Source organism: Sphingomonas sp. MM-1 (genome assembly GCF_000347675.2).
In the GTDB taxonomy this organism is placed as follows: Bacteria; Pseudomonadota; Alphaproteobacteria; order Sphingomonadales; family Sphingomonadaceae; genus Sphingomonas_E; species Sphingomonas_E fennica.
This window is the reverse complement of sequence record NC_020561.1, coordinates 2,087,501-2,112,907: the sequence shown is the minus strand read 5'-3', so window position 1 is coordinate 2,112,907 and position 25,407 is coordinate 2,087,501. Positions and strand designations below refer to the sequence as shown.

Sequence of the window (25,407 nt, the reverse complement as noted above, 5' to 3'; positions counted from 1 at the left end):
CTATAGGGAGCCGCATGACTTGCCGCCAGCCTTGCCCGCGCCTTTGGCTGATGACCGATGCGCGGATGGGCGAGGTGCTGTGGACCGCGCTCGGCCGGCTGCCGCGCGGGGCGGGCATCGTCTTCCGCCATTATGGCCTGCCCGATCGCCGCGCCATCTATGAGCGCGTCCGCCGGATCGCGCGGGCGCGCGGGCTGGTGCTGGTGCTGGCCGGATCGCCGCGCGAGGCGGTTGCCTGGAAGGCGGACGGCGCGCATGGCCGCTCCCCGCACCGCTTTGCCGCGCGCCCGCTGCTGCGCACCGCCCCGGCGCATGATGCGGTGGAGCAGGCCGCCGCCGCGCGGCATGGGGCCGACCTGGTCTTCCTGTCCCCCGCATTCGCCACCCGATCCCATCCCGGCGCCCGTGCGCTGGGGCCGGTGCGCTTCGGCCTGCTGGCCGGGCGCGACCGCCTTCCGGTGATTGCCCTGGGTGGCATGGATGCGCCGCGATACCGGCGGCTGCGCGCCCTGGGCGCATCGGGCTGGGCGGGGATCGATGCCTTTACGGGCCCGGATTCTCAGGGGATCGGAGCGGCGAAGGGCTGAATTCAGGTGCGGAAGCTCCGCACCGCCCGGCGATCAGGCGCTATCCGGGCGATCAGAACTTGAAGGCGGTGCCGATATAGACGGCCTGGCTGTCGCGCCGGTCATCCTCGATCGACAGGCGATCGCGCTGGAGGCGGTAACGGACGCCGCCGGTGACCTCCAGATTGCGGGTGATCGCGTAGGAGCCGCTGAGATCGGCCGAGACCGCCTCATCCACGCCGATCAGGCCGGATCGGACGTCGGTGGGCCGATCGGCACCGAGCTGGAACTTGGTGCTCCACTTGGGCGCGTTATAGCTGACGCCGACATCCACCGCCTCGCGGCCCGGCAGCAGGCCGCCATCGACGCGGGCGACCTCGCCCGAAAGGGCGAAGCGCTTCCAGCCCACCGCGACGCCCAGATTATAGGCGGTCGGCGTGATGCTGGTGGAAGGCGTGATCGCCAGGCGCTGGGCTTCTTCCTTGGTGGTCGCACGGGCGCGGACCGCCACCGTCACGCCCCGGCGATTCGTGGCGGAGGAAGCGGGCGTGAAGCGGAAGGCGCCGCCGACCCCGCCGCCCGACAGCCCCGCGCCGTTGAAGGCGGCGGCAAGCTTCGGATTGGCGGCGGCGGGCGTGAAGGAGCCGAGGCTCCCCGGCGCCGTCAGGCTGATGGCCGGCGCCCGCTGTTTCGCGGGCTTGACCGACGCGGCGATCGCGGGCGCAAACGCCAGGGCGCAGGCCGCCGCAGCGACCCCCGCCAATCCAGCAGTTTTGCGACTCACAGACACGGTTGCATACTCTCCCTGCAACTTGCGCCTAACATGAACGGGCAGGCGGGTTCCACCACTCGTCTGCAAATTCCCACGGCCTGTTGCACCAACTCCACAACCCGGGGAGGGCGCGGCGCGGGCATGCCAGCATCCCGCCGCCCGGCCAAGCGCCCGCGCGACGCAAGCGCGCCGCCGCACGGCGGACGGATTCCGCCCCGCATGCCGCGCTTGCGGGGCGGACGGGAGCATCTATAACGGCCCGCGACACCATATGCCTTCCAAGGACTATTTCATGGCCCGCTCGTCCGTTTCTCCCCTTGCCCTGGCCGCCGCGCTTTCCGCGCTGGTGGCGCTTTCCGCCTGCGGTGGCGGCAAGGAGCGGCCGAAGACGGACCTCGCCGCCTCGCGCGTCACCACGATCGGCGTGAACGCCTATCTGTGGCGGGCCGCGCTCGACACCCTGTCGTTCATGCCGATGGTGCAGGCGGACGCCAATGGTGGCGTGCTGGTGACCGACTGGTATGTGAACCCCGCGCTCGCCACCGAGCGGATGAAGGTGACGGTGACGGTGCTCGACCAGGATCTGCGCGCCGATGCGCTGCGGGTCGCGGCCTCGCGCCAGGTGATGCAGAACGGCCAGTGGGCGGATGCGCCCGTCCAGGCGGCGACGGTGCAGAAGCTGGAGGAGATCATCCTCACCAAGGCGCGCGACCTGCGCCGCGCCGCGGTCGCCGGCTGAGGACGGACGCCCCATGACCACGCGGTTCAACCCGCAGGCGGCGGACAAGCGCTGGCAGGCGGCCTGGGACGAGGGCCAGACCTTCCGCGCCGACGATGCCAGCCCCAAGCCCAAAAGCTATGTGCTGGAGATGTTCCCCTATCCTTCGGGGCGCATCCACATGGGCCATGTGCGCAACTATACGATGGGCGACGTGCTGGCCCGGTTCCGGCGGATGACGGGGCATGAGGTGCTCCACCCGATGGGCTGGGACGCCTTCGGCATGCCGGCCGAGAATGCGGCGATGGAAAAGAAGGTCCATCCCGGCAGCTGGACGCGCGAGAATATCGCCGCGATGAAGGCCCAGCTGAAGCGGCTGGGCTTCGCGCTCGACTGGAGCCGCGAGCTGGCGACCTGCGAGCCCGATTATTACGGGCAGGAACAGGCGCTGTTCCTCGATCTCTATGCGGCCGGCCTCGTCTATCGCAAGGAATCGGCGGTCAACTGGGACCCCGTCGACATGACGGTGCTCGCCAACGAGCAGGTGATCGACGGGCGAGGCTGGCGTTCGGGCGCGCTGGTGGAGCGGCGCAAGCTCAGCCAGTGGTTCCTCAAGATCACCGATTTCGCCGACGAGCTGCTGGAAGGCCTCTCCACGCTGGACCAGTGGCCCGAAAAGGTGCGGCTGATGCAGGAAAACTGGATCGGCAAGAGCCAGGGCCTGCGCTTCACCTTCAAGCTGGACGCGCCGGCCGCCGGCCATGACGGCTTCGACGTGTTCACCACCCGGCCGGATACGATGTTCGGTGCCAGCTTCGCCGCCATCTCGGTCGATCATCCGATCGCGCTGGCGCTGGCGGAGCAGGACGCCCGGCTCGCCGCCTTTTCGGAGGAATGCCGCCGCACCGGCACCGCCGCGGCCGAGATCGAGACCGCCGAGAAGCTGGGCTACGACACCGGCCTTTCGGTGATCCACCCGCTCGATCCCACGTGGAAGCTGCCGCTGTTCGTCGCCAATTTCGTGCTGATGGATTATGGCACCGGTGCGGTGTTCGGCTGCCCGGCGCACGACCAGCGCGACCTTGATTTCGCCCGCAAATATGCGCTGCCGGTCGAACGGGTGGTGGCCCCTTCGCCCGAGGAGGCGGACGCGCCGATCGGCGACGAGGCCTATACCGGCCCCGGCCGGCTGGTGAATTCCCGCTTCCTCGACGGCATGTCGGTGGAAGGGGCGAAGGCGGCGGTGATCGCCCGGGCCGAGGGCGAAGGCTGGGGCCGCGGCACCACCGTGTGGCGCCTGCGCGACTGGGGCGTTTCCCGCCAGCGTTACTGGGGCACGCCGATCCCGATCATCCATTGCGACGCCTGCGGGCCCGTGGCGGTGCCGAAGGACCAGCTTCCCGTGGTGCTGCCCGAGGATGTTTCCTTCGACGTGCCGGGCAATCCGCTGGACCGCCATCCGACCTGGAAGAATGTCGATTGCCCGTCCTGCGGCGCGCCCGCGCGCCGGGAGACCGACACGCTCGACACCTTCGTCGATTCGAGCTGGTATTTCATCCGCTTCGCCAGCGCGCCCAAGGACAGGCCATTCGATCGCGCCGTGGCCGAGCAGTGGCTGCCGGTGGGCCAGTATATCGGCGGGGTGGAGCATGCGATCCTCCACCTTCTTTATTCGCGCTTCTGGACGCGGGCGCTCAAGCGGATCGGCCGGATCGACATTGCCGAGCCCTTCACCGGCCTGTTCACGCAGGGCATGGTGACGCACGAGACCTATAAGGCGCCCGACGGCCGCTGGCTGAGCCCCGAAGAGGTGGAAAATCGCGACGGCGGGCTGGTGATCGTCGAGACCGGCGAGGCGGTGACGCCCGGCCGTGTCGAGAAGATGTCAAAATCCAAGAAGAACGTCGTCGATCCGGGGCCTATCGTCGATCAATATGGCGCGGACGCGGTGCGCTGGTTCATGCTGTCCGACAGCCCGCCCGAGCGCGATCTCGCCTGGAGCGAGGCCGGCATCGAGGGCGCGTGGCGCTTCGTCCAGCGGCTGTGGCGCCTGGCCGGCAGCATCGCGGGCGCCGAGGGCGAGGACAGGGACCTGGACCGCAAGCTCCACCGAACCATCGCCGGCGTGGCGGAGGATGTGGAGGCGCTGTCCTTCAACAAGGCCGTCGCCAAGCTCTACGAGCTCGCCAACGCCATAGAGAAGGCCCAGCCTTCGGCCTCGCGCGATTTCGCGGTGCGGACGATCGTGCGCCTCGTCGCGCCGATGGTGCCGCACCTCGCCGAGGAAGCCTGGAGCCTGCTGGGCGAAACCGGCCTCGTCGCCGATGCGCCCTGGCCCGAGGCCGATCCGGCGCTGCTGGTCGATGACGAGGTGACGATCGCCATCCAGATCAACGGCAAGCTGCGCGACACGCTGGTCGCCCCCAAGGGCACCGACCGGCCGGCGCTGGAGGCGCTGGCGCTGGGATCGGACAAGGTGATCCGCCTGCTGGAAGGCAAGACGCCCAAGAAGGTGATCGTGGTGCCCGATCGCCTGGTGAATCTGGTCGCATGAGGCCGGCGCGCCCCGCCTCCCTGCTGGCGCTGGCGTTGCTCGGCCTTGCCGCGCCGATGCTGTCGGGCTGCGGGCTGCAGCCGCTTTATGCCGGCGGCAGCAAGGGCGCGGTGGCGCAATCGCTGGCCAATATCGAGGTGGCGCCGATTCCGGGGCAGGCCGGCTGGCTGGTGCGCAACGCGATCAACGACCGGCTGGCCGCCAGCGGGCCGGGGGAGAAGCGCTACCGGCTGGAGATCGAGCTGGACGACCAGCTCACCGGCTTCGGCGTCCGCACCGACAATGCCGTGACGCGCGAGCGGCGGACGCTGCGCGCCCGCTACAAGCTGATCGACGGCACCGCCGTGCTGCTGGATGCCACCGCCGGCTCCGATGCCGGCATCGACGTGGTCGGATCGGAATATGCGACCATCGCGGCCGAACAGACCGCGCTCGAGAATCTCTCCAACCAGATCGCCGACCAGATCGTCGCCCGCCTCGCGCTCTACGCCAAGCGCACCCAGACGGAGCAATGAAGGCCAGCCAGCGGCAGATCGAGCAGGCGCTGGACCGCGCCGATCCCGCGATCCGTTTCTACCTGCTCCACGGCCCCGATGAATCGGCGTCGCGCGCGTTGGCGAAGCGGCTGGCCAAGGCGCTGGGCGCCGATGCCGAGAAGGTGGCGCTGGCCGGGGCCACGCTGAAGGCCGATCCCGCCTTGCTGGCGGACGAGGCGGCCGCCATCGCCCTGTTCGGCGGTCCCCGGCATATCCTGATCGATCCGGCCGGCGACGAGATATTGGAGGCGGTCGAGGCGCTGCTGGCGCTTGCCCGGGCCGGCAATCCCGTGGTCGCCGTCGCCGGCGCGCTGCGGAAGGATTCGAAGCTGCTGAAGCTCGCCACGGCGGACGACGCGGCCATGGCCTTCGCCAGCTATGTGCCCGAGGGGCGCGACGCCGATCGCATCGCGGTGGCGCTGGGGCGGGAGATGGGGTTGCTGATCGAGCCCGACGTCGCCCGGCGGCTGGCGGCCGCCAGCGCCGGCGACCGCGCGGTGCTGGGGCAGGAGCTGGACAAGTTCGCGGCTTTCCTCGATGCCGATCGGGACCATCCCAGGCCGCTCGACCATGAAGCGCTGGACAGGCTGGGGGCCGACAGCGAGGAAGGCGATCTCAGCCGCCTCGTCGATACGGCGCTGGCCGGCGACGTCGCCGCCGCGGATGACGAGCTTTCCCGGCTGATCGCGCTCGGCACCGATGCCATCCCGATCGTCCGCGCCTTCCAGCGCCAGTTGCTGCTGCTGATCCAGCTCCGCGCCGAGGTGGCCGAGGGCAAGTCGATCGACGCGGTGATGGCGGGCCCGGCCGGACGCGCGGTGTTCTGGAAGGAAAAGGACCGGGTGGCCCGGCTCCTGACCCGTTGGACGCCCGAGGCGCTGGCCACCGCGCTCGGCCGCATGGCCGATACCGGCCGGCAGGTGATGCGCTCCGGCGGGCCGGGGATCATCGCGATGGAAACCGAGATACTGGCGCTGGCCCGCGCCGCCAGCCGCCTGCGCTAGCCCGGATCCAGCCCGGCCCCCTGGCCGGATCGCCCCGCCACGGGCTTTCTGCCCGTCCCGATCAGCTCAGGCCGACGCGTCCCAGCACCTTGCGCGCCCAGGGCTGCAGCCGGTGCGGCACCCAATCGTTCACGAAATGCCGGCCGCGCACCTGCCAGTCGGTCTTGTCGCCGCTGCCGGGGCGCGGCTTGAACACGGTCGTGCGTTCGGGAACGGCGGCCGCCCCGTCCGGGAAGGCGGTGTAATAATAAAGCGCGATCGATCGCCGCGCCCGATCGGGCGGGCAGGCCAGCGGCTCGGGATGGCCGTGATAGCTGTCGAGCGCGGTGTTGAAGAGCACGGCGCGGCCCAGCAGCGGCGCGATCACCTTCTGTCGCGCCTTCATGCCCCGGTCCCACAATTCCAGATGGCCGCCATATTCCTCGGGCCAGTCGTCGTTGAGGTAGATCAGCAGGTTCAGCCGCCGCTCCACCTTCATCCGGCCGTGGATGTTGAAATCGGCATGGACGGAAAGATGCCCGCCGGCATGGATCTCATGCAGGCCGGCGCCCGAATAATAAGGATCGGGTATCAGCCCCTTGATGCCGGATATCCCCTCGATGAAGCGCAGGAAGGCATCGCTGTTCAGCTCGGCCAGCAGGTTGCGGATCAGCGCGCTTTCGATCGACTTGGGATGGAACTGGTATTTCAGCCGTTCCTGCGCGCGATTGAAATAGTCGCGTCCCTCGGTGGATGGGAATTGGGCGACGATCCGCCGCAGCAGATCCGCATCCAGGAAATCGTCGATCACCGCATGGGGAAAGGGATCGGCCGCGGCATAGTCCGCCGCCAGCGCCTCGCCGGCGGCGCGGCATTCCTCGGGATCGAAATGCAGATAGCTGTAGGCGCTTGCAATCATAGCGGCGTGTGCTCGCAAACAGCCTGATTTCCTGCTCACGCTTTCTGCCACTGGCGGGGAGCGTCCTGCTCGAATTATCTGCCAGTGTGCTCGCCATCATCCGGCGCTGCTTGCAAACGGGGCGTTGTGCTCACGCTCCGTGCCAATGGGCTCTCCAAACCCGTAGCCGGCAAGCGCTTTTGGGGGTGACTACACGAAAGTGACGTATCTGCACGGAAAGGGCGAACGGATAGCGAACGTCACGCGGCAAGTAGGGAGTTGACGGCGCGCAGCGGTCGCAAGGCGTCCGGATCGGGTTGATCTTCAACATTCCAGCTATAGTCACCGGTCAGCGAGATATGCTCCCAGCCCAATGGCGCGATGTGGCGTGCGATTTCGTCGGCTGTGCCGATGTCCGCCAGCGCCATTTCGAGATAGCGAGTGTTCCACAAGATGATGGCGGCGACGAGCAGGTTGAGGCCGGAGGCGCGATAGGTCTGGTTCTCGAACCGACGATCGCGCAGTTCGCCGAGCTGGTTGAAGAAGAGCGCGCGGGCGAGCGCGTTGCGGGCTTCGCCTTTGTTGAGGCCCGCCTGGGTGCGCCGGCGCAGGTCGATGTCGCGCAGCCAGTCGAGCATGAAAATGGAGCGTTCGAGGCGGCCCAGCTCGCGTAGTGCGAGGGCCAGTCCGTTCTGTCGCGGATAGGCGGACAAGCGGCGCAGCATTGCCGAAGCAGTGACGGTGCCGGTGCGGATCGACGTGGCGAACCGCAGCAGTTCGTCCCAATGCGCCGCGACATGACCCAATGCGATCGGTTCGGCCGTCATGCCGGCAAGCAAGGGGCCGGATTCTTGGCCGGGAAGGAGGTGTAAACGACGCTCCTTGATGTCGCGCAGGCGCGGCGCGAAGCGGTAGCCGAAGAAGGGCATGAGGCCGAACACATGGTCCGATGCCCCGCCCGTATCGGTGTAGTGCTCCTCGATCGTCAGGCCGGTCTGGTGATACAGCAAGCCATCCAGCACATAGGGCGCTTCGCCAGCGGTCGCCGCGATCACCCGACTTGCGAAGGGGTCATATCGATCCGAGACATGGGTGTAGAAGGCAACGCCTGGTTCGTTGCCGCTGCGCGCGTTGATGTCGCCGATCGCGGCCCCACGGCCCCCGGCATGAAATTGCTGTCCGTCGCTCGACGAAGTGGTGCCGTCTCCCCACAGCGCGGCGAGCGGCATGGCGCGATGGGCGTCGATCAGCCTTCCCAACGCTTCGCCATAGGCGGCTTCGCTGATGTGCCAGTCGTGAAGATGGGCGAGCTGACGCAGACTTGCGCCCCGGCAGGTTTCCGCCATGCGTGTGAGGCCGAGATTGATGCCATCGGCGAGGATGACCGTGAGCAGCGCATTGCGATCGTCGGCTTCCCGGCCCGAACGACGATGGATGAAGCATTCGCTGAACCCGGTCCAGGCATCGACCTCCAGCAGAAGATCGGTGATCTTCACGCGCGGCAGTCGATCATAGGCGGCGCGACGGGCAATCTCGGTGGCGGGCGGTGTTGCCGCCTTCAGCGGCGAGATGATGAGACCGTTTTCGTCAAGCTTAACCTGGGGCAGCTCCCCTTGCCGTGCAAGGACCGTTACCTGCTCGATCGCCGTGTCGAGCCTGGTGCGCCGTTCCTCGATATGGCGCTCGAAATCCGTTTCGATGGCGAGCGGCAACGGCCCCTTCTCGCGCAGCGCCGCAAAGGTCGCCGGCGGTATGAGATAGCTGTCGAAATCGCGAAACTGCCGGCTTCCCGCGACCCATATATCCCCGGCTCGCAACCGCTCGCGTAGTTGCGACAAGGCGCATAGTTCATAAGCGGCACGATCAACGATGCCATCCCGCAGGACGAACGGGCGCCATGCGGGCGGCACAAAGCGTAGCGGCACGCGATCAGGCAAGCGCCGTTTGCCGGTCCGATATAGCTCCGCGATGATGGCCAGCGCTGACAGGAGCCCCTGAACCGCGCCGGCGCCGCGAAACTCGAAGGCGTTGAGAAAAGCGCCGACAAAGAGCTTCACCGTCCGATGCCGCTCGATCAATTCGGCGGTGCGATCGACGGTTTCCGGTCGCCCGAGCACTTCGGCCTGCTCGACGGCCACGGCGAAGTGCTGCCAGTCCAGCGCCTCGATCTGCGCCAGAGAATCCACGCCCTTGCTGCGCGCGTCGATGAGGAGGCGGCAAGACCCCGTGAGCGTCCGGAGGTGGCCTTGCAACTCGCGCACCGTCTTGGCCTCCGTCAGCGCCGAGGGCCCAATGCCAAAAGCTCTCTCCACAAGGCCGCGCCATGCTGCCCAACAGCTTGTCGAACATCGTCAGGGTGGCGTCGGTCAGGCTTTCCTCAAGCCGGATGCCGGTTGCCGCCAGCGTCGCATGGCGGCGCAGGGCATTGAGTTCGCCAAGGTGCTGGGGTGTGATGCGGCTGCCTTCGTCCGCCAGCCTGTCAAAAGTCAAAGCCGGGATCATGTCGGCACGGGCGCGATCGAGGCCCAGCGCGCGGATATAGGCGAGCCGTTCGATCAGGCGCAGGATGTTGCGCGCTGCCGGCGATTGTGGCGCATTGCGCATCCAGGATAGCCATGTCGCGACCTGCCCCGGTCGTCGGGCCAGCAAATCGTCCAGGCCCTGAAGGGTGTCAGGCAGCAGGCCATTCGTGAGCACTTCATAGGTAAGCTGTTCGGCTTGCTGGCGCGCCCGCCGCAGCACCGCTTCGAGAATCGACGGAGAAGGCAGGAGGATCTGCAGGCGCCGGAGTTCATCGACGATGACGTCTGCCATCTGGCCGGGGTGTATGATGGTCTGCGCGATTGGGACCGAGAAGGCGACAACTTCACGGAAAGCGTTGCGGTCAAAAATCCTGAACCCGTGCGATCGTCGGATTTCGACGAGATGCTCGCGACGGGTCTGGTCCCGATGGGCATAATCCGCGAAGGCTGCCGGCGCGACGCCGAGTTGCTGCGCCACATAGGCGAGCACAGGAGCGGGCGGGACTTCGCCCGCTTCCAGCGCACGGCCAGGCCATCTCATATATAGCATGAGCATCGCATAGCCGAGCCGGGTGGCATCGCCGCGACGGCGGCCGACAATTTCCAGGTCGTCGCTGGTCAGCGTATAATGACGCGCGATCTCGCGCTCATCGAGCGGCGCGCCATAATGCCTCGCCCAGATTTCCAGGCTCACCAGTCGCCGTCTCGCCAAGCATCATCTCCTTCGCTTTGCGTGTCCGTCAGACGGTCCTCTGGCGGCCAGCAGGAATATGTCCGTTAACTCTGGACCTATAACGGCGATTCGGACAAGATCAGATAATGATGGGAAAACGGACAGGATTGGGCTGCATGTGGCGTTGATCGGCTATGCGCGCGTCTCGACGGCAGACCAGAAGCTCTCACTCCAGCTCGACGCGCTGAACGCGGCCGGGTGCGACCGGATATTCGACGATCACGCATCTGGTGCAAAAGCCGATCGGCCCGGCCTGGCCGAGGCGCTCGCCTATCTGCGCAGCGGCGACACGCTGGTGGTTTGGAAACTCGACCGTCTTGGGCGCTCGATGAGCCATCTGATTGAGAAGGTCGGCGAGCTAGCGACGCGAGGTATCGGGTTCCGCTCGCTCACCGAGAACATCGACACCACCACTTCGGGCGGGATGCTGGTGTTCAACATCTTCGGCTCGCTTGCCCAGTTTGAGCGCGATCTGATCCGGGAGCGCACCCATGCAGGCCTCAAGGCCGCTCGCGAGCGAGGTCGCCCCGGTGGGCGGCGGCCAGTGGTCACACCTGACAAGCTCCGCAAGGCGCGCGAACATATCGCTTCCGGCCTCACAGTTCGCGAGGCCGCCGCGCGCCTCAAGATCGGCAAAACCGCCCTCTACAAAGCCCTCGAAGCCACGGAGAAGAACACAAAGTCCCAGCGTTCCCGGTCCGTTCGCTCTTAGCGTGCAGATAAGTCACTTTCGTGCAGTCACCCCTTTTGCGAAGCAGGTTTCCAGAACAGTTCTGACAAGCGGCGGGCCGCAGAAATGCGTTGTCGTCATGGCCCGCCCGCGAGGTCGTCAGAAAGGAAGGTTTTCGCGAACAGGGCCGGCGCGTCGTGCTAGGCGATGGAACCCCGCAAGCGGACAGGATGCGATGACCAGGACCGAAATGCTGGAAACGATGAAGCGTCTCGACGCCCATGCGAACGCCCTGTTGCTTACCGGGGCCTCCGATATCGATCTGCTCGGCGGCATGTTCGACGTGATGCCCGACTTCAAGGCGTTGCTCGACGCCGGATACGGCGGTGAAATCGACAAGAACGCTGGTCGCTTCCCCGGTTTGCATCGCTACGCCGTCATGCTCTCCAATGTCGCCGAGGGGATCGCGGAAGGTTCCATCCGGGTGCCGCGCTGACGCCCTGTTTCGCTGGCAGGGGATGTGAGCAGACCTTTATGATTGCGAGCAGCGCAGGATGATGGCGAGCACATTGGCAGATAGCGCGAGCAGATCGCCGAGCCGGTTGTCAGATAATCCGAGCAAAAAAAGGCTCTGTTTGCAAGCAAACGCCGCTACGATTGCAAGCACCTACAATAGCCCTGGACGTCGCGAACATTCAGCAAAGGCATCGGCTTTCTCGCTACTCAGCAGGATCGGCCTCGATCGAGGCGGGCCGGGGCTTGTCCGGCGGTGCGGATGGTGCACCGCACACCGATCCTACGATCCGCCAGCCCAGCGTCAACCCTCGCAGCTGTCGCCCACATGCCGGCCGGACGAACGCGCCACCATCGTCATGCCCTTGCTGCCGGGGCCGCCCTGGCTCGTCATCCGCACGGTCATGTCGTAGGAATCGGCCGCATACGTGCCCGACATCTCCATCCGCAGCGGCTCGCCTTGCCCTTCGCGCGCGCCGCAGACGACCACGGCGTCGATTTTCCCGCCGGCCATGTCGAATTTTTCCGACGTGCAGTTTCCATTTTTCACGTCGGGATGTGCGAAGAAATCGGCGGGCGGCCGCTCCGCCTGCTCGGGCGTCACGCAATTGTGGAACTCGGTCTTCCGGCCGATGCCGTTCTTCAGCAGCGCCGGGTCCACGCCCGGCATCTCCATGGATATCAGCTCGGACGTGCCGTTCCAGGCGCCGGGCTTCAGCTTCACGGTTCCGCCGGACGGTGCCGTAGCCGTGGCGGCAGGCGCGGTTCCGGCGGTTTCGTTGCCGGTTCCGCTCTTGCCGCAGGCGGCGGTGGCAAGCAGCGCCGGCACCAGCAGATAGGCGATTTTCATCCGGGCCCCCTTTGCGAATGCCCGCCTGATTGCGAACAGGTTGGCAACATCCCATATTCGCACCCGATGGCAATCCAGATTCGCACCAGCCTTGCCGAGCCGGAAACCGGCGAAGGCTTCGTCCCCCACCGGCCCGAGCGGCCGCCCAAGGCGGAAGGCGGCAAGCCGTTCAAGCTCGTTTCGGACTACCAGCCCGCGGGCGACCAGCCGGCCGCGATCGCGGAGCTGGTGGAGCAGGCGAGGGCGGGCGAGCGCGATCAGGTGCTGCTGGGCGTCACCGGATCGGGCAAGACCTTCACCATGGCCAAGGTGGTGGAGGCGCTGCAGCGCCCGGCGCTGGTGCTGGCGCCCAACAAGATCCTGGCCGCGCAATTATATGGCGAATTCAAGAGCTTCTTTCCGGACAACGCGGTTGAGTTCTTCGTCAGCTATTACGACTATTACCAGCCCGAAGCCTATGTGCCGCGCACCGACACCTACATAGAGAAGGAATCGTCGATCAACGAGGCGATCGACCGGATGCGCCATTCGGCCACCCGATCGCTGCTGGAGCGCGACGACGTGCTGATCGTCGCCTCGGTCTCCTGCCTCTACGGCATCGGATCGGTCGAAACCTATTCGGCGATGATCTTCGACCTGAAGAAGGGCCAGACGGTCGACCAGCGGGAGATCATCCGCAAGCTGGTGGCGCTGCAATATAAGCGCAACGACCAGGCCTTCACCCGCGGCACCTTCCGCGTGCGCGGCGACAATCTGGAAATCTTCCCCTCGCACTATGAGGATTCGGCCTGGCGCATCGCCTTCTTCGGCGACGAGATCGAGGAGATCGTCGAGTTCGATCCGCTGACCGGCAAGAAGGCGGCCTCGCTCGATCATATCCGCGTCTATGCCAACAGCCATTATGTGACGCCGGGGCCGACCCTGAAGCAGGCGAGCGAGGCGATCCGGCATGAGCTGGCCGAGCGGCTGAAGGAGCTGCAGGCCGAGGGCAAGCTGCTGGAGGCCCAGCGGCTGGAGCAGCGCACCAATTTCGATCTGGAGATGATCGCCGCGACGGGAAGCTGCGCCGGCATCGAGAATTACAGCCGCTTCCTCACCGGCCGCCTGCCGGGCGAGCCGCCGCCCACTTTGTTCGAATATCTGCCGGAAAACGCGCTGCTGTTCGTCGATGAAAGCCACCAGACGGTGCCGCAGGTCGGCGGCATGGCGCGCGGCGACCATCGGCGGAAGATCACGCTGGCCGAATATGGCTTCCGCCTGCCGAGCTGCATCGACAACCGGCCGCTGCGCTTCAACGAATGGGATGCGATGCGCCCGCAGACGGTATCCGTCTCGGCGACGCCGGGTTCGTGGGAGATGGAGCAGACCGGCGGCGTCTTCGTCGAGCAGGTGATCCGCCCGACCGGGCTGATCGATCCGCCGGTGGAGGTGCGCCCGGTCGAGGACCAGGTCGACGATCTCGTCCGCGAATGCCGGGCGGTGGCGGCGCAGGGCTATCGCGCGCTGGTGACGACGCTGACCAAGCGGATGGCCGAGGACCTCACCGAATATCTGCACGAGGCGGGGCTCAAGGTCCGCTACATGCATTCCGACGTCGAGACGCTGGAGCGTATCGAGCTGATCCGCGATCTCCGCCTGGGCGTCTATGACGTGCTGGTCGGCATCAACCTGCTGCGCGAGGGGCTCGACATCCCCGAATGCGGGCTGGTGGCGATCCTCGATGCGGACAAGGAAGGTTTCCTGCGGTCCGAAACCTCGCTGATCCAGACGATCGGCCGCGCCGCCCGCAATGCCGACGGCAAGGTGATCCTCTATGCCGATCGCATCACCGGATCGATGGAACGCGCCATGGCGGAAACCCAGCGCCGCCGCGAAAAGCAGATGGCCTACAACACCGCCCATGGCATCACGCCGGAAAGCGTGAAGCGTGCGGTCGCCGATATCGTCGGCCATCTCGCGTCCAAGGACCAGGTGACGGTCGATACCGGCATCGAGGAACGGCCGCACATGGTCGGCCATAATCTGCGCGCCTATATCGAGGAGCTGGAAGGCCGCATGCGCAAGGCGGCCGCCGATCTCGAGTTCGAGGAAGCGGGCCGGCTGCGCGACGAGATCCGCCGGCTGGAGCAGCAGGAGCTGGGCCTGCCGGTCGAGGAGCATCGCGCCCCGCTCAGGGAACATGCTTCCAGCGGCCGGCCCGGCACCCGCACCACCCGTTACGGCAAGGCCAAGGCGGCACGGTCAGCCCGGCGGGGGCGCTAGGCCCTCCGTTCCGTCCGCCATTGGATCGGCCCGCCGCCGGAATCGCACCTGCCGTCTCCACGGCGTTGCGCTGGGGCCACAGTTTCCGGGCGAAAACCATGATCTTGCAACAGGATGACACCGCGCCGCGTTGTGCGGGGCGAGGGCTTGGGGGCGAGTCCTCGGCGCGCGGATGACCGTCGCGTCTCCTTGGCAGCAAGGATCATGAGTATGCGCAAAATGTTGATGATCGCCTCCGCCGCCGCCCTGTTGGCGCCGGCCGCGGCATATGCCCAGGATGGCAGCTCCCTGCCGCTGGGCATGGAACCCTATATCGGCCTGATGGCGGGCTATCATGATTTCGACAGCGACAATCGCGGCCCGCTTACCCGCAACTGCAACGGCGCGTCGGGCTGCGTGGACGGCGCGGTGATCGAGGCGGTCGGCGGCGTCAACGTGCCGGTCGGGCCGGTCTTCGTCGGCGTCGAGGGCAATTGGGCGCGCGGCTTCAGCGGCATAGACTGGGAATATGGCGTCTATGGCCGCTTCGGCGCCCGCGCCGGCAAGAGTGGGCTGATCTATGTGAAGGGCGGCCGCCAGTGGATCGATCCCGACGGCCCCGGCAACAAGGATGACGACTGGTCCTACGGCATGGGCGTCGAGGTCGGGCCGCAGGATATCGGCCTTGGCGGCCTCACCCGCGCCAGCGGCGTCCGCCTGCGGCTGGAAGCCAGCACCTATGATTTCCAGAGCATCCGGCCGACCGCCGGCATCATCTACCACTTCTGATCTCGTGGCAGGCCCGGTTGCCGCCGGGCCTGCCCTTCCGGGCCGAAGGGAACCGCCGGGCCTCTCCGCGCTTTCTACCCGCATGCGCCGTAAGGGAGCGTGCCATGGACTGGAGGACGGTCCTTATCCTGGGATTCGTGCCGCTCGGCCTTTCCGCCGAAGCGGCGGCCGCGCCGGAAAGGCCGGCGGCCGGCCGGCATGGGGCGATGCCGGTGCTGCTTGCCGATGCCTGGAAATCGCCGGTCGAAAGGCAGAGCCCGGCCGATATGGCGCGGGATCGCTGGCTGCTGGGCGAACCGCTGCGCATCGCGGCGCCCGATCCGCCGGCCATCCGCTGGCGGCTGCGGGGGGCCGGCGTCAAACTGAAGATGCCGGTCGACCTGCCCTGAGCCGCCGCACGGCGGTTCAGTTCGCCCGGATCATCGGCTAGGCTGGATCGCGATCCATTCCAGGCTGATGAGGACCGGCAGTGACGAGAGCCCCACTTCCCCGGCGGGGCGCGAACTCCGCATTGCGCGATTTCCTGCGGTCCGAGGCGTCCGGCGGCATCCTGCTGATCGCCGCCGCGATCCTGGCGATGATCGTCGCCAACAGCCCGCTGGCCGAATCCTATTTCCACCTGCTCCATCACCGGACCGGGCCGGTGCTCAGCGACAAGCTGGGGCCGATGACGGTGCATCTGTGGATCAACGACGCGCTGATGGCGCTGTTCTTCATGCTGGTGGGGCTGGAGATAAAGCGCGAGTTTCTCGACGGCCATCTTTCCACCTGGAAGAATCGCGGCCTGCCGATCGTCGCGGCCGCCGGCGGCATGATCGCGCCGGCCATCGTCTATCTCGCCGTCACCGGCGCGGCGCCGGCACTGGTCCGGGGATGGGCGATCCCTTCGGCCACCGACATCGCCTTCGCCATCGGCGTGCTGGCGCTGCTCGGCAGCCGCGCGCCGACATCGCTCAAGCTGTTCCTCACCACCGTGGCGATCGTCGACGACATGGGGGCCGTGGTGATCATCGCCGTCGCCTATACCGCCAGCATCGGGGGAGCAGCGCTGCTGGCCGCCGCCATGCTGTGGGCGGCGATGTTCGTCCTCAACCGGTTGAAGGTGATGCGGCTCTGGCCCTATCTGCTGCTGGCGGCCGCCTTGTGGTTCGCGGTGCTGTCGTCGGGGGTGCATGCGACGATCGCCGGCGTGCTGGCGGCGATGGCGATTCCGCTGCGCGTCACGCCGGCCGCGCCCGATGCCGATGATTCGCCGCTGCACCGGCTGGAACACGGCCTCCATCCCTGGGTCGCCTACGCCATCGTCCCCTTGTTCGGCTTCGCCAATGCCGGCGTTTCGCTCAAGGGAGTAGGGGCCGAGCAGCTTTTCGCGCCGCTGCCGCTCGGCATCGCGCTCGGCCTGTTCCTCGGCAAACAGGCCGGCATCTTCGCCAGCATCCGGCTGGCGGTGGCGCTGCGGATCGGCGATCGCCCGGCCGGGGCGACCTGGCTGCAGGTCTATGGGGTGTCGCTGCTCTGCGGCATCGGCTTCACGATGAGCCTGTTCATCGGCGGCCTCGCCTTCGCCGATCCGCTGCTGATGGACGAGGTGAAGATCGGCGTTCTCGGCGGCTCGCTGCTGTCGGCGCTGGCCGGCTTCACGCTGCTGCGCCTCGCGCCGGCAAAAGGAAAAAATTAAGCATCCATCGCTACCTCCGTTCGTTCTTCCCCCTGGGAATCGGATGGACGATCGTGCGTATACTGGCGGTGATTCACGAACAGCGGGCGGAAGATTCGCGCAACGACACGCGCCGTCCGGTCGATATCAATGCCAGCCTGCGCATGGCCGGCGCGCGCGGCATCGGCTGCGTGCTATCCAATATCTCGCTCGCCGGCTTCATGGCGCGCAGCTATGCGCGGGTCGAGCCGGGTCGGCCGATCTGGCTGCGCGTGCCGGGCTTTCCGGCGCTGGCCGCGCGCGTGATCTGGTCCGACGACCAGCGGCTCGGCTGCCAGTTCGAAACGCCGCTCTCGCCCGAAATGCTGGTGCGGATCGTAGCCGAGGCGCCCAATCTCCACTGATTCCGGCTCCGGTGGCCGGGACCGGACAGCAAAAGGGCGGCCGTCGCGGGCCGCCCTTCGCATTTTAACGAGGCCGAAGGCTCAGAGCTTGTCGGTCAGTTCCGGCACGACCTTGAACAGGTCGCCGACCAGGCCGATGTCCGCCACCTGGAAGATGGGGGCGTCCTCGTCCTTGTTGATGGCGATGATGGTCTTGGAATCCTTCATGCCGGCGAGGTGCTGGATCGCGCCCGAGATGCCGACCGCGATATAGACTTCCGGGGCGACGATCTTGCCGGTCTGGCCGACCTGATAGTCGTTGGGCACATAGCCCGCGTCCACCGCCGCGCGGCTCGCGCCCACGGCCGCGCCCAGCTTGTCGGCGAGCGGCTCGATGATCGTGTGGAAATTCTCGCTGTTCTGCAGCGCGCGGCCGCCCGAGACGATGATCTTGGCCGACGTCAGCTCCGGCCGCTCGGACTTGGAGATTTCCGCGCCGACGAAGCTCGACAGCCCCGAATCGCCCTTGCCGGCCACCGCTTCCACGGCTGCCGATCCGCCCTCGCGCGCCGCCTTCTCGAAGGCGGTGCCGCGCACCGTGATCACCTTCTTGGCATCCGACGACTGCACCTTGGCGATCGCGTTGCCGGCATAGATCGGCCGGGTGAACGTATCGGCCGATTCCACCGACAGGATGTCGGAGATCTGCATCACGTCCAGCAGGGCGGCGACGCGCGGCGCGATATTCTTGCCGTTCGACGTGGCGGGCGCCACGAACGCATCGTAATTCGCCATCAGGTCCACGACTAGCGGCGCCACATTTTCCGGCAGGGCATGGGCATAGGCCGCGTCGTCCGCCAGCAGCACCTTGGAAACGCCGGCGATCTTGGCGGCGGCATCGGCCGCGGCCTGCGCGCCTGAACCCGCGACCAGCGCGTGGACCTCGCCCAGCTTGCCCGCCGCGGTGACGGCGGCGAGCGTCGCATCCTTCACGGACGCATTGTCATGTTCGACCAGAACCAGAACGGTCATGCCGCAACTCCCAGCGCCTTGAGCTTGGCGACAAGCTCGTCAACATCCGCAACCTTCACGCCCGCCGTCCGCTTGGGCGGCTCGGAGACGTTGAGGGTCTTGAGGCGCGGGCTGGTGTCCACGCCGTAATCGGCCGGGGTCTTCTGCGCGAGCGGCTTGGACTTGGCCTTCATGATGTTCGGCAGCGAGGCGTAGCGCGGCTCGTTCAGGCGGAGATCGGTGGTGACGATCGCCGGGGCCTTGAGGCTCACGGTCTCGAGGCCGCCGTCCACCTCGCGGGTCACCTTCACGCTGTCGCCTTCGACGGTGACGGCGCTGGCGAAGGTGCCCTGCGGCCGGCCGGTCAGCGCCGCCAGCATCTGGCCGGTCTGGTTGGAATCGTCGTCGATCGCCTGCTTGCCCAGGATCACCAGGCCGGGCTGTTCCTCGTCGACGATCGCCTTCAGGATCTTGGCGACCGCCAGCGGCTCCACCTCACCCTCGGCCACCACCAGGATCGCGCGATCCGCGCCCATCGCCAGCGCCGTGCGCAGGGTTTCCTGCGCCTTCGCCTCGCCGATCGAAACCGCGACGATCTCGGTCGCCACGCCCTTTTCCTTCAGACGGATGGCTTCCTCGACCGCGATCTCGTCGAACGGGTTCATCGACATCTTGACGTTGGCCAGATCGACGCCGGTCCCGTCCATCTTCACCCGCGGCTTCACATTATAATCGATCACCCGCTTCACGGGCACCAATAGCTTCATGAGCTGTCTCCTTGAGCCTTCCGATCTTCCCTGGGGAGGAGCGATCAGGCGGCCTTCTTCACCTGCGCCACGATCTTCTTGGCGGCGTCGCCCAGATCGTCGGCGGCCACGATCGGCAGGCCGCTATTGGCGAGGATGTCCTTGCCCTGCTGGACGTTGGTGCCTTCGAGGCGGACGACCAGCGGAACCGAAAGATTCACTTCCTTGGCGGCCGCGACGATGCCCTCGGCGATGATGTCGCAGCGCATGATGCCGCCGAAGATGTTGACGAGGATGCCTTCCACCGCCGGATCGCTGAGGATCAGCTTGAAGGCTTCCGTCACCTTCTCCTTGCTGGCGCCGCCGCCCACGTCGAGGAAGTTGGCCGGGAAGGCGCCATTGAGCTTGATGATGTCCATCGTCGCCATGGCGAGGCCGGCGCCGTTGACCATGCAGCCGATATTGCCGTCCAGCTTGATGTAGGCGAGGTCATACTTCGACGCTTCGACCTCGGCGGGATCCTCCTCGGTCTCGTCGCGCAGCGCCAGGATGTCCGGGTGGCGGAAGAGGGCGTTCGAGTCGAAGCTCACCTTGGCGTCGAGCACCAGCAGCTTGCCGTCGGTCGTCTCGATCAGCGGGTTGATCTCGAGCATCGCCATGTCGGTGGCGGTGAACGCCTCGTAGAGCTGGCCGGCGAGCTTCACGGCCTGCTTGTTGAGATCGCCCTTGAGCTGAAGCGCGAAGGCCACGGCGCGGCCATGGTGCGGCTGGAAGCCTTCGGCCGGGTCGATGGTGATGGTGCGAATCTTCTCGGGCGTGCTGTGCGCCACTTCCTCGATGTCCATGCCGCCTTCGGTGGAGACGATCATGGCGATCCGGCCGGTCTTACGATCGACCAGCATGGAGAGGTAATATTCCTTGGCGATGTCCGCGCCGTCGGTGATGTAGAGGCGGTTCACCTGCTTGCCGGCTTCGCCCGTCTGGATGGTGACGAGGGTGTTGCCCAGCATGTCGGCGGCATTGGCGCGCACTTCGTCCAGGGTCTTGGAAAGGCGCACGCCGCCCTTGGCGTCGGCCGGCAGTTCCTTGAACTTGCCCTTGCCGCGGCCGCCCGCGTGGATCTGGGCCTTCACCACATAAAGCGGTCCGGGGAGCTTGCCGGCGGCGGCGACCGCTTCGTCGACCGTCAGGGCGGCGTGCCCCGCGGGAATCGCGACGCCGAACTTCGCCAGCAGTTCCTTGGCCTGATATTCGTGGATGTTCATGACGCTCCCAGCCTGCTCCGGTTCAAAATCCGCCGGGCTAAAGCATGAAAGTGTCGCGAATGAAAGCCCGCACGCGCGGCATCCGGCGCAAAGATGGGCCGGTCAGCCGGCTATGGCGCAGCCTATGCCTGCCCGGCTGACCACGGCGAATATCTCCGGGTCCTTCAATGCGCGCAGGTGGTGGAGGAACTGGTCGATGGTCATCGATCCGATATCGCGATCGGGCATCTTCGCCAGCGACTGCAAGCGTTTGAGCTGGGTTATCGAAAGCCTGTCGACCATGCGTTCCGCCATGCAGCCGGCGATCGGCGGGGCGATCCCGGCGTCGATCAGCGATGCCCGCACCCGGGCCTCGGGCGAGGTGGAGGCGCAGCCGGCAAGTGCGAGCGCGCCGGCGATCACGGGGAAATATGTCTTCATGGCCATGCTTATTTTGTCCGAACCGATGAATCGGAGCTGAGCGGGAATCAGCCGGCGAGCAGCCGGGTGACATGGCCCATCTTGCGCCCGGGGCGCGGCGCCCCCTTGCCGTAGAGGTGGAGATGGGCGGTCGGATCGGCGAGAATCGCGGGCCAGTCGTCCGCTTCGGCGCCGATCAGGTTGCGCATTTCGACTCGCGGCGCGGCGAGCGCGGTGGAGCCGAGCGGCAGGCCGCAGATCGCGCGGATATGGTTTTCGAACTGGCAGGTCACCGCCCCCTCGATCGTCCAGTGGCCGCTATTGTGGACGCGGGGCGCCATCTCGTTGAACACCGGCCCGCCGGCGGTGGCGAAATATTCCACCGCGAGCACGCCGACATAATCCAGCGCCTCGGCGACTCGCCGGGTCATCGCCACGGCTTCCTCCACCTGCGCCTGCACCAGCGGCCCGGCGGGCACGGTGGAAAGGGCGAGGATGCCGTTTTCGTGGACATTGTCCGGTGCGTCCCAGGTGGCGAAGGCGCCATCGATGCCGCGCACGGCGATGATCGAGAATTCCCGGTCGAAGCGGACGAATCCCTCCAGCACCGCCGGCCGGCTGCCGATCGCCGCCCAGGCGGCCTCGGCATCGGCGGGGGAGGCGATGCGCGCCTGGCCCTTGCCGTCATAGCCGAAGCGGCGCGTCTTGAGGATCGCGGACGCGCCGAGATCGGCGATCGCGGCGCGCAAGCCCTCCAGATCGTCCACCGCGCGATAGGGCGCTGGCCGCAGGTTGAGCCCGGCGACGAAATCCTTCTCGGCCAGCCGGTCCTGCGCCACTTCCAGCGCGATCGGATTGGGGTGGAGGCGCGATGCCAGCAGCTTCACCGGCGCCACGGGCACATTCTCGAACTCGTAGGTCAGGACGTCGACGGTGGCGGCGAAGGTGGCCAGCGCATCGGCATCCTCATAGGCGCCCTGCGTCCAGCTTGCCGAAACGTCGGCGGCCGGTCCGCTCGGCTCGGGCGCGTAGATATGGCAGCGATAGCCGAGTCGCGCCGCCGCCAGGGCCAGCATGCGGCCCAGCTGGCCGCCGCCGATGATGCCGATGCGCGAACCGGGGGGAACGATCATTCTCAGCCCTTACTCCGGCGTTTCGGCGACGTCGGCGGTCTGCCGCGCGCGCCAGGCGTCCAGCCGGGCGGCCAGCGCCTCGTCGGTGGTGGCGAGGATCGCGGCGGCGAGCAGGGCGGCGTTGACCGCGCCGGCCCGGCCGATGGCCAGCGTGCCCACCGGGATGCCCGCCGGCATCTGGACGATGGAAAGCAGGCTGTCCATGCCGCTCAGCGCCTTGGATTCCACGGGCACGCCCAGCACGGGCAGGCGCGTCATCGATGCGGCCATGCCCGGCAAGTGGGCGGCGCCGCCGGCACCCGCGATCACCACGCGCAGGCCGCGCCCGGCGGCGGACTTTGCATAATCATAAAGCCGCTCGGGCGTGCGGTGCGCGGAAACGACCTTGCATTCGTGCGCGATGCCGAGCGCGTCGAGCGTCTCGGCGGCATGGCGCATCGTCTCCCAGTCGGAGCGGGAGCCCATGATGATCCCGATCAGCGGCCCGGCATCGGCCATTCTCGTTCCCCCGGCAAAGCGCGGTCCTTAATGCGGGACGGCGCGGCGCGCTAGATGCAACTGGGTCTGCGGCCCGCCGGCGCCGGCGGGCGCCACCTCAGCGTTCGGACAGATAGTAACGGTCCCTCGCGGAAAGATCGTCGGCAAGCTCGTAGACGATCGGCTGCCCGGTCGGGATCTCCAGCTCGGTGATCTCGTCATCCGGGATGTGCGACAGATGCTTCACCAGCGCGCGCAGCGAATTGCCGTGCGCGGAGATCACGACCCGCTGGCCGGAACGCAGCGCGGGCGCGATCCGCTGTTCCCAATAAGGCAGCACGCGGGCGATCGTGTCCTTCAGGCTTTCGGTATTGGGGATGGCGATGCCGGCATAGCGGCGATCGCCGGAAAGATCCCATTCGCTGCCGGCTTCCAGCGGCGGTGGCGGCACATCGAACGAGCGGCGCCAGATCTTCACCTGCGCATCGCCATGCTTGGCGGCGGTCTCCGCCTTGTTGAGGCCGGTCAGCCCGCCATAATGGCGCTCGTTCAGCCGCCAGTCCTTCTCCACCGGCAGCCACAGCCGGCCCATCGCCTCCAGGGCGATGTTCAGCGTCTTGATCGCGCGGGTCTGCAGGCTGGTGAAGGCGATGTCGAAATCCAGGCCCTTGGCGGCCATCAGCTCGCCGGCGGCCTTGGCCTCGGCGATTCCCTGCTCGGTCAGCGTCACGTCCCACCAGCCGGTGAAGCGGTTTTCGAGGTTCCAGGCGGACTGGCCGTGGCGGATCAGAACGAGCGTGGGCATGGCGGCTCCCGGATTTTGACGATTCGGGCCGCTAACTAGCGGCTCGTGCGGCGGGCGCAACGTGTCTCGGCACGATTGCCGTCGGGGCGGGCGCACTTTCCGGGCCGTCGGCGCCGAACGGCCCGCCCGGTGCGCCCTTCCGCGCCATGGGAGATTCCACCTGCTTCGAAAAGGCTCTAGGAACGCGGACGAACCCGCCCTGCCGGAGGAAGGCCCCATGACGATCCAGACCCGACCCGTCGAGCATGACGGCCCCGGCGGCCCGTTCGAAGGCGTCTATATATGGGATGATGCCGTTTCCGGCCCGCGCCCCGGCGTGCTGGTCTTCCCCAATGTCATGGGGCTCAAGGCCTTCGACATCGAACGTGGCAAGGCGCTGGCGGCGCAAGGCTATGTCGCCTTCGCCGCCGACGTCTATGGCAAGGGCAGGCGGCCGGCGGACCGGGAATCCGCCTTCGCGCTGATGCAGGAAGCCGGCGGCGACCGGAGGATATTGCAGGGCCGCCTGCTCGCGTCGCTGGCGGCGATCCGCGCCCAGCCCGAAACCGACGCCGCGCGCGTCGCCGCGATCGGCTTCTGCTTCGGCGGCAAGTGCGTGCTCGATCTCGCCCGCTCGGGCGCGGACGTGGACGGGGTGGCGAGCTTCCACGGCGTCTATGATCCGCCGCCCTTCGCCAATGCCGATCCGATCCGCGCCCGGCTGATCGTGTTCCACGGCTGGGACGACCCGCTCTGCCCGCCGGAGGCGACCGTCGCGCTCGCGCGGGAGCTGACGGCCGCCGGGGCCGACTGGCAGATCCATGCCTATGGCCACACCGGCCATGCCTTCACCTCGCCCGAGGCGAGCGGGCCTGGCCTTGCCTACCAGCCCGATGCCGATCGCCGCTCCTGGCAGGCGTTCGGCAACTTCCTCGGCGAATTGTGGGGGTAGCGCGGGGCGGGGGGCTCGCCTTATAGCGCCTCCCATGGTTCGCTTTTCGTTCTGTGGAGTCGATCTGGCCGCGCTGCCGCACGGCGCCCTGTTCCTGCCGGGCCGGCGCGCGCTGCTCGTCGCCGATCTCCATCTCGAAAAAGCGAGCTGGTTCGCCGCCGGCGGGCAGATGCTGCCGCCTTATGATTCCATGGCCACCCTCACCGATCTCGATCGCATCGCGCGCGATGTGGATGCGGCGGAGATATGGTGCCTGGGGGACAGCTTTCACGATTCCGCCGGCTGCGACCGGCTGCCTGCGCCGGCGGAGGCGCTGCTCCGCCGGATGGCGGGCGCGATGTGCTGGACCTGGATCACCGGCAATCACGATGCCGGCATGGTCGATCGCTGCGGCGGGGCGGTGACGGCGGAAGCCGAGGTGGAGGGCCTGCTGCTCCGCCACGAAGCCGACCCCGCCGATCCCCGGCCGGAGCTGTCGGGCCATTATCACCCGAAGCTGCGCGTTTCGATGCGCGGCCGGCAGGTGGCCCGCCGCTGCTTCGTCGCCAGCGCCACCAAGCTGATCCTGCCGGCCTTCGGCGCGCTCACCGGCGGGCTCGATGCCGGCCATCCCGAAATCCTCCGCGCGGTCGGCGGCCCCGCCCAGGCCTGGGTGCCGCTCGCCGATCGGATGCTCCGCTTCCCGCTCGCGGCCTGAGCGCCACCGGCGCTCAGCGCGCCGCGGTGGGGCGGACGACGATCTCGTTCACATCGACATCGCCGGGCTGCTCGATGGCAAAGGCGATGGCGCGGGCGATCGCATCGGCCGGGATGGCGGTCTCGCGATAGCGTTCGATCATCGTCCGGGTGTCGGCATGGGTGATGGTGCCGGCCAGCTCGGATTCGGTCACGCCCGGCGAGACCACGGTGACGCGGATATCCTGATTTTCCAGCCGCAACCCTTCCGAAAGCGCACGCACCGCATATTTGGTCGCCGAATAGACGGCGCCCGTCTCCATCACCCGGTGGCCGGCGATCGAGGAGATGTTGACGAAATGGCCGCTGCCCTGGGCCTTCATCCGCGGCAGGGCCGCGGCGATGCCGTTCAGCACGCCCTTGATGTTCACGTCCACCATCCGGTCCCATTCGTCGACCTTCAGCGCGGCGATCGGCGAAAGCGGCATCAGGCCGGCATTGTTGACGAGCACGTCGACACGGCCGTGCTTCTCCAGAGCGGTGGCGACGAAGGCCTCCATGCTGGCGCGATCGGTGACGT

The 25,407-nt window shown here is 67.3% G+C and carries 25 protein-coding genes and 1 pseudogene (1 of these 26 running past the window's edge); 14 read left to right on the top strand and 12 right to left on the bottom strand.

Annotated elements, in window-relative coordinates; translation table 11 throughout:
- Window positions 1–50: 50 nt before the first annotated feature.
- A complete protein-coding gene (locus G432_RS10225; RefSeq protein WP_236626755.1) occupies window positions 51–587 on the top strand; it encodes a thiamine phosphate synthase in 537 nt (178 codons plus the stop codon).
- Window positions 588–639: 52 nt separating this feature from the next.
- On the opposite strand, the gene G432_RS10220 is transcribed toward G432_RS10225, so the two are convergent.
- Window positions 640–1,329, bottom strand: a complete 690-nt coding sequence (locus tag G432_RS10220) for a hypothetical protein (RefSeq protein ID WP_015458742.1) — start codon at window positions 1,327–1,329, stop codon at window positions 640–642.
- A gap of 301 nt (window positions 1,330–1,630) precedes the next feature.
- Here G432_RS10220 and G432_RS10215 point away from each other — a divergent pair, with 301 nt between their 5' ends.
- Genes G432_RS10215 through holA form a run of 4 tightly spaced genes read left to right on the top strand, consistent with a single transcriptional unit; the run spans window position 1,631 to window position 6,150 of the window.
- A complete protein-coding gene (locus G432_RS10215) occupies window positions 1,631–2,077 on the top strand; it encodes a DUF3576 domain-containing protein (RefSeq protein WP_041865322.1) in 447 nt (148 codons plus the stop codon).
- Between the two features lie 13 nt (window positions 2,078–2,090).
- Window positions 2,091–4,610 carry a leucine--tRNA ligase gene (leuS, locus tag G432_RS10210; protein ID WP_015458740.1) on the top strand — a complete coding sequence of 840 codons (2,520 nt, stop codon included), beginning with the start codon at window positions 2,091–2,093 and terminating at the stop codon, window positions 4,608–4,610.
- A complete protein-coding gene (gene lptE, locus G432_RS10205) occupies window positions 4,607–5,125 on the top strand; it encodes an LPS assembly lipoprotein LptE (RefSeq protein ID WP_015458739.1) in 519 nt (172 codons plus the stop codon). The genes leuS and lptE overlap by 4 nt, the downstream gene beginning before the upstream one ends.
- Complete coding sequence (gene holA, locus G432_RS10200; RefSeq protein WP_015458738.1) at window positions 5,122–6,150, top strand: DNA polymerase III subunit delta; 1,029 nt, start codon at window positions 5,122–5,124, stop codon at window positions 6,148–6,150. The genes lptE and holA overlap by 4 nt, the downstream gene beginning before the upstream one ends.
- Before the next feature lie 61 nt (window positions 6,151–6,211).
- On the opposite strand, the gene G432_RS10195 is transcribed toward holA, so the two are convergent.
- Window positions 6,212–7,048 carry a 2OG-Fe(II) oxygenase gene (locus G432_RS10195; RefSeq protein WP_015458737.1) on the bottom strand — a complete coding sequence of 279 codons (837 nt, stop codon included), beginning with the start codon at window positions 7,046–7,048 and terminating at the stop codon, window positions 6,212–6,214.
- A gap of 239 nt (window positions 7,049–7,287) precedes the next feature.
- Window positions 7,288–10,261, bottom strand: a pseudogene (locus G432_RS10190) (Tn3 family transposase).
- Between the two features lie 139 nt (window positions 10,262–10,400).
- On the opposite strand from G432_RS10190, the gene G432_RS10185 reads away from it, so the two are divergent.
- Together G432_RS10185 and G432_RS10180 are read left to right on the top strand one after the other, a co-directional pair.
- The gene (locus tag G432_RS10185) at window positions 10,401–10,994 is read left to right on the top strand and encodes a recombinase family protein (RefSeq protein ID WP_013039114.1); all 594 of its coding nucleotides are present in this window, start codon (window positions 10,401–10,403) and stop codon (window positions 10,992–10,994) included.
- Window positions 10,995–11,214: 220 nt separating this feature from the next.
- Window positions 11,215–11,448, top strand: a complete 234-nt coding sequence (locus tag G432_RS10180; RefSeq protein WP_236626754.1) for an arylsulfatase regulator — start codon at window positions 11,215–11,217, stop codon at window positions 11,446–11,448.
- Between the two features lie 321 nt (window positions 11,449–11,769).
- Here G432_RS10180 and G432_RS10175 read toward each other — a convergent pair whose 3' ends face one another.
- On the bottom strand, window positions 11,770–12,444 hold the full coding sequence (locus G432_RS10175; protein WP_236626753.1) for a DUF3617 domain-containing protein: 675 nt from the start codon (window positions 12,442–12,444) through the stop codon (window positions 11,770–11,772).
- On the opposite strand from G432_RS10175, the gene uvrB reads away from it, so the two are divergent.
- From uvrB to G432_RS10150, 5 genes are all read left to right on the top strand, one after another.
- The gene (uvrB, locus tag G432_RS10170) at window positions 12,382–14,577 is read left to right on the top strand and encodes an excinuclease ABC subunit UvrB (protein WP_015458735.1); all 2,196 of its coding nucleotides are present in this window, start codon (window positions 12,382–12,384) and stop codon (window positions 14,575–14,577) included. The two genes, G432_RS10175 and uvrB, sit on opposite strands and share 63 nt — an antisense overlap.
- 210 nt (window positions 14,578–14,787) lie before the next feature.
- Window positions 14,788–15,345 carry a hypothetical protein gene (locus G432_RS10165; RefSeq protein ID WP_015458734.1) on the top strand — a complete coding sequence of 186 codons (558 nt, stop codon included), beginning with the start codon at window positions 14,788–14,790 and terminating at the stop codon, window positions 15,343–15,345.
- Between the two features lie 104 nt (window positions 15,346–15,449).
- Window positions 15,450–15,734, top strand: coding sequence for a hypothetical protein (locus tag G432_RS10160; RefSeq protein ID WP_015458733.1), 285 nt, complete (start codon window positions 15,450–15,452; stop codon window positions 15,732–15,734).
- Window positions 15,735–15,856: 122 nt separating this feature from the next.
- Complete coding sequence (gene nhaA / locus G432_RS10155; protein ID WP_015458732.1) at window positions 15,857–17,023, top strand: Na+/H+ antiporter NhaA; 1,167 nt, start codon at window positions 15,857–15,859, stop codon at window positions 17,021–17,023.
- 53 nt (window positions 17,024–17,076) lie between these two features.
- Window positions 17,077–17,406: a PilZ domain-containing protein gene (locus G432_RS10150; RefSeq protein ID WP_015458731.1), complete on the top strand. Its 330-nt coding sequence runs from the start codon at window positions 17,077–17,079 to the stop codon at window positions 17,404–17,406.
- Window positions 17,407–17,487: 81 nt separating this feature from the next.
- On the opposite strand, the gene G432_RS10145 is transcribed toward G432_RS10150, so the two are convergent.
- The 7 genes from G432_RS10145 to gpmA form a co-directional block, all read right to left on the bottom strand.
- Window positions 17,488–18,417 carry an electron transfer flavoprotein subunit alpha/FixB family protein gene (locus tag G432_RS10145; RefSeq protein WP_015458730.1) on the bottom strand — a complete coding sequence of 310 codons (930 nt, stop codon included), beginning with the start codon at window positions 18,415–18,417 and terminating at the stop codon, window positions 17,488–17,490.
- The gene (locus tag G432_RS10140) at window positions 18,414–19,163 is read right to left on the bottom strand and encodes an electron transfer flavoprotein subunit beta/FixA family protein (RefSeq protein WP_015458729.1); all 750 of its coding nucleotides are present in this window, start codon (window positions 19,161–19,163) and stop codon (window positions 18,414–18,416) included. The genes G432_RS10145 and G432_RS10140 overlap by 4 nt, the downstream gene beginning before the upstream one ends.
- Before the next feature lie 44 nt (window positions 19,164–19,207).
- Window positions 19,208–20,407 carry an ADP-forming succinate--CoA ligase subunit beta gene (sucC, locus tag G432_RS10135; RefSeq protein WP_015458728.1) on the bottom strand — a complete coding sequence of 400 codons (1,200 nt, stop codon included), beginning with the start codon at window positions 20,405–20,407 and terminating at the stop codon, window positions 19,208–19,210.
- Window positions 20,408–20,509: 102 nt separating this feature from the next.
- Window positions 20,510–20,827, bottom strand: coding sequence for a hypothetical protein (locus tag G432_RS10130; RefSeq protein WP_041865321.1), 318 nt, complete (start codon window positions 20,825–20,827; stop codon window positions 20,510–20,512).
- A 47-nt stretch (window positions 20,828–20,874) separates the two neighbouring features.
- Window positions 20,875–21,939, bottom strand: coding sequence for a 5-(carboxyamino)imidazole ribonucleotide synthase (locus tag G432_RS10125; protein ID WP_015458726.1), 1,065 nt, complete (start codon window positions 21,937–21,939; stop codon window positions 20,875–20,877).
- A 9-nt stretch (window positions 21,940–21,948) separates the two neighbouring features.
- Complete coding sequence (purE, locus tag G432_RS10120; protein WP_015458725.1) at window positions 21,949–22,437, bottom strand: 5-(carboxyamino)imidazole ribonucleotide mutase; 489 nt, start codon at window positions 22,435–22,437, stop codon at window positions 21,949–21,951.
- A 97-nt stretch (window positions 22,438–22,534) separates the two neighbouring features.
- Window positions 22,535–23,221, bottom strand: a complete 687-nt coding sequence (gene gpmA, locus G432_RS10115; RefSeq protein ID WP_015458724.1) for a 2,3-diphosphoglycerate-dependent phosphoglycerate mutase — start codon at window positions 23,219–23,221, stop codon at window positions 22,535–22,537.
- Window positions 23,222–23,438: 217 nt separating this feature from the next.
- On the opposite strand from gpmA, the gene G432_RS10110 reads away from it, so the two are divergent.
- Window positions 23,439–24,152, top strand: coding sequence for a dienelactone hydrolase family protein (locus tag G432_RS10110; RefSeq protein ID WP_015458723.1), 714 nt, complete (start codon window positions 23,439–23,441; stop codon window positions 24,150–24,152).
- Between the two features lie 34 nt (window positions 24,153–24,186).
- A complete protein-coding gene (gene pdeM / locus G432_RS10105) occupies window positions 24,187–24,849 on the top strand; it encodes a ligase-associated DNA damage response endonuclease PdeM (RefSeq protein ID WP_015458722.1) in 663 nt (220 codons plus the stop codon).
- A 13-nt stretch (window positions 24,850–24,862) separates the two neighbouring features.
- Here pdeM and G432_RS10100 read toward each other — a convergent pair whose 3' ends face one another.
- On the bottom strand, window positions 24,863–25,407 hold the 3' portion of the coding sequence (locus G432_RS10100; protein ID WP_015458721.1) for an SDR family oxidoreductase. 187 nt of this gene lie beyond the right edge of the window; only the last 545 of its 732 coding nucleotides appear in the window; its start codon lies beyond the right edge, outside the window; the stop codon is at window positions 24,863–24,865.

Bases quoted from the DNA above. Each gene is read 5' to 3' on its own strand.
- G432_RS10140 (WP_015458729.1), bottom strand. From the start codon at position 19,163: ATGAAGCTATTGGTGCCCGTGAAGCGGGTGATCGATTATAATGTGAAG.
- lptE (WP_015458739.1), top strand. From the start codon at position 4,607: ATGAGGCCGGCGCGCCCCGCCTCCCTGCTGGCGCTGGCGTTGCTCGGC.
- gpmA (WP_015458724.1), bottom strand. From the start codon at position 23,221: ATGCCCACGCTCGTTCTGATCCGCCACGGCCAGTCCGCCTGGAACCTC.
- uvrB (WP_015458735.1), top strand. From the start codon at position 12,382: ATGGCAATCCAGATTCGCACCAGCCTTGCCGAGCCGGAAACCGGCGAA.
- sucC (WP_015458728.1), bottom strand. From the start codon at position 20,407: ATGAACATCCACGAATATCAGGCCAAGGAACTGCTGGCGAAGTTCGGC.
- pdeM (WP_015458722.1), top strand. From the start codon at position 24,187: ATGGTTCGCTTTTCGTTCTGTGGAGTCGATCTGGCCGCGCTGCCGCAC.
- G432_RS10125 (WP_015458726.1), bottom strand. From the start codon at position 21,939: ATGATCGTTCCCCCCGGTTCGCGCATCGGCATCATCGGCGGCGGCCAG.
- G432_RS10110 (WP_015458723.1), top strand. From the start codon at position 23,439: ATGACGATCCAGACCCGACCCGTCGAGCATGACGGCCCCGGCGGCCCG.
- G432_RS10145 (WP_015458730.1), bottom strand. From the start codon at position 18,417: ATGACCGTTCTGGTTCTGGTCGAACATGACAATGCGTCCGTGAAGGAT.
- G432_RS10180 (WP_236626754.1), top strand. From the start codon at position 11,215: ATGAAGCGTCTCGACGCCCATGCGAACGCCCTGTTGCTTACCGGGGCC.
- G432_RS10195 (WP_015458737.1), bottom strand. From the start codon at position 7,048: ATGATTGCAAGCGCCTACAGCTATCTGCATTTCGATCCCGAGGAATGC.
- G432_RS10165 (WP_015458734.1), top strand. From the start codon at position 14,788: ATGCGCAAAATGTTGATGATCGCCTCCGCCGCCGCCCTGTTGGCGCCG.
- G432_RS10215 (WP_041865322.1), top strand. From the start codon at position 1,631: ATGGCCCGCTCGTCCGTTTCTCCCCTTGCCCTGGCCGCCGCGCTTTCC.
- holA (WP_015458738.1), top strand. From the start codon at position 5,122: ATGAAGGCCAGCCAGCGGCAGATCGAGCAGGCGCTGGACCGCGCCGAT.
- leuS (WP_015458740.1), top strand. From the start codon at position 2,091: ATGACCACGCGGTTCAACCCGCAGGCGGCGGACAAGCGCTGGCAGGCG.
- purE (WP_015458725.1), bottom strand. From the start codon at position 22,437: ATGGCCGATGCCGGGCCGCTGATCGGGATCATCATGGGCTCCCGCTCC.
- G432_RS10225 (WP_236626755.1), top strand. From the start codon at position 51: ATGACCGATGCGCGGATGGGCGAGGTGCTGTGGACCGCGCTCGGCCGG.
- G432_RS10130 (WP_041865321.1), bottom strand. From the start codon at position 20,827: ATGAAGACATATTTCCCCGTGATCGCCGGCGCGCTCGCACTTGCCGGC.
- G432_RS10160 (WP_015458733.1), top strand. From the start codon at position 15,450: ATGGACTGGAGGACGGTCCTTATCCTGGGATTCGTGCCGCTCGGCCTT.